Annotated in this window: 2 protein-coding genes; one reads left to right on the top strand and one right to left on the bottom strand. The window is 69.4% G+C overall.

What is annotated here, in order from left to right; genetic code table 11:
• The first annotated feature begins 164 nt into the window (after positions 1 to 164).
• Positions 165 to 686, top strand: coding sequence for a hypothetical protein (locus PKE44_RS18465; RefSeq protein ID WP_324554169.1), 522 nt, complete (start codon positions 165 to 167; stop codon positions 684 to 686).
• An 826-nt stretch (positions 687 to 1,512) separates the two neighbouring features.
• On the opposite strand, the gene PKE44_RS18460 is transcribed toward PKE44_RS18465, so the two are convergent.
• On the bottom strand, positions 1,513 to 2,310 hold a 798-nt coding region (locus PKE44_RS18460; RefSeq protein WP_324554167.1), incomplete at its 5' end, for an aminotransferase class III-fold pyridoxal phosphate-dependent enzyme.

Raw genomic sequence — 2,310 nt, 5'->3', positions numbered from 1 at the left:
CCGACAGCGCGCGCCGCGATCCATGACAGGATCGTCATTCCACTCCTCCCGCCGGCACTTGCCGCCCGGCAGGCACTGACTAGACTCGCGCCACTCCAGCCACCATCCGTCGCGCCCCGGAGACCACGGCCGCACCCCGCGCTGCGGCCGTCCTTGCATGGAGTATGGAACACGTCCGCAACCGTCCTGAAAAGGAATCCACCATGCCCGACTACAACCGCATTTCCGCCGAACTGATCGACCAGGACATCGCCGAGCTGCGCGCACTCGTGACCGCAGCCCGCAGCAAGCTGCCGTTTTTGATCGGCCTGACTACGCAGGAGCGCAAGGAACTCGCGAAACTCGGTGAGAAGACCGTTGGCTTCGACGAGAAGATTCAGGCCTACATGCTCACCAACCCGGAATTCCAGCCGGGTTTCGTCGACCCCGCCGAAGTCCGCAAGGATCGTTTGCTGCGCACGCGCTTCATGAGTTTCTTCCCGGACTTCATGACGCTCGCCGAGCATATGGAAGACACGATGACCATCCTCGGCAATGAAATCCTGATGGCCGATCTCGCCTATTACCAGAGCGTGCGCGAGGCCGCCCGCCGCGGCGTGCCGGGAGCCCGGCAGATTTACGACGATCTGCGCACCCGCTTCCCCGGCGGCGGCGCCCGGGCCGCGGCCCCCGAGAAGACCGCCTGATCCCCTCGCCACCCCGGCGGCGGGTCCGCAACACCCGCCGCCGCCCTTGCAGCGATCGGACGCGCCAGCCGATCCATTGCGGTCGAGCCCCTCGATCCCGGCGCCGCTGCTGCGAATCCCGGCACCGATACCCGTCGTATCGGCGCCGGTATCCGAACTGCCGGCATCGATGCCGGCATCACCGCCGCCGCGATCCCGACGACCGGCGCCGGTGCCGCCAGTCCCGCGCCGGCTTGCGGAAACCCCGCCGTCGATGTCCGGCACCTCGGCAGCGAAGGTCTGCACATCCCGGTCAGGGGTCCGCACCCCTGCGCCGCCCCTTTTTGCAGCGCCGCCGCCCTTTTTTACCGCGGCGCCGGTTGTTCAGGTATCGACGCCGACACCTGAGCAGGGCGGGGGACTGCTGAAGTACCGGCGCCGACACTTCAGGGATCGAAGCCGATATCTGAACCACCGGCGCCGGTGTTCCACATACCGGCGCCGATGCCGGGGCATCGACGCCGATACTTCAACTATCGGCGTCGACTCATTCTGGGGCGACGGCGCCCCAGCGCGGGGTGAAGTCGGGACTTCGGGAGGGGGCGGCGACAGCGACGCTCAGGCGCAGGGGCGTGTCCCTGCCCGCTTGCGCACGGCGAATCGTGCCGCCGCACGCTGGCCGGGCGGGGCCTGCGCGACAGCATTCGCAGAGAAAAGTCAGGGGCTTACGGCGCTGGTCGCGGTGCGTGGGCGGGCTTGAGGCGCACAAGCCGGCATACGGGAAGTGGCGTTCAGGCGCCGTGCGAGCCCGCGCCGGGGCCATCGACGACCGCCGGCCATGCGGCCGTCACGCCAGCCAGCCGCTGCGCCCGTCGGGTTCGATGTCGCCGAAGGGCAGCGGATCGAGCGTCACCAGTTCGATGCACTCCCACGCGATCTCGGCGAGCCGGTCGAGTTCGGCTTCGGTGATCACGTACGGCGGCATGAAGTAGACGACGTTGCCGAGCGGGCGCAGCAGCGCGCCGCGATCGAGCGCATGCCGGTAGACATCGAGGCCGCGGCGCTGCTGCCACGGATACGGCGTGCGCGTGGCCGGGTCGGCGACCATCTCGAACGCGAGGATCATGCCGCGCTGGCGCACGTCGCCGATGTGCGGATGCGTGCGGAACGGCCCGGCAAGCCTTGCCATGTGCGCGGCCAGTTCGCGGTTGCGGCCGAGCACGTCGCTCGCGGCGAACAGATCGAGCGTTGCCAGCGCCGCGCGCGCCGCCAGCGGATTGCCGGTGTAGCTGTGCGAGTGCAGGAAGGCGGTCAGCTTGCCGTAGTCGTCGTAGAAGGCGCGGTAGATGTCGTCGCCGGTCAGCACCACCGACATCGGCAGGTAGCCGCCGGTCAGGCCCTTCGACAGGCACAGGAAATCCGGCGTGATGCCGGCCTGCTCGCACGCGAACAGCGTGCCGGTGCGCCCGAAGCCGACCGCGATCTCGTCGGCGATCAGGTGCACGCCGTGACGGTCGCAGGCGGCGCGCGCGAGGCGCAGGTACTCCGGGTCGTGCATGCGCATGCCGCCGGCGCACTGCACCAGCGGCTCGACGATCAGCGCGGCGATCTCGCCGGCGTGCGCGGCGAGCGTGGCGTCGAGCGC

Source organism: Plasticicumulans sp. (assembly GCF_035331805.1).
In the GTDB taxonomy this organism is placed as follows: domain Bacteria; phylum Pseudomonadota; class Gammaproteobacteria; order Competibacterales; family Competibacteraceae; genus Plasticicumulans.
Note: the sequence above shows the minus strand (reverse complement) of the source record. Positions and strands in the feature narration are given on the sequence as shown.

Coding starts and splice junctions, on each gene's coding strand:
- PKE44_RS18465 (WP_324554169.1), top strand. CDS start 165: ATGGAACACGTCCGCAACCGTCCTGAAAAGGAATCCACCATGCCCGAC.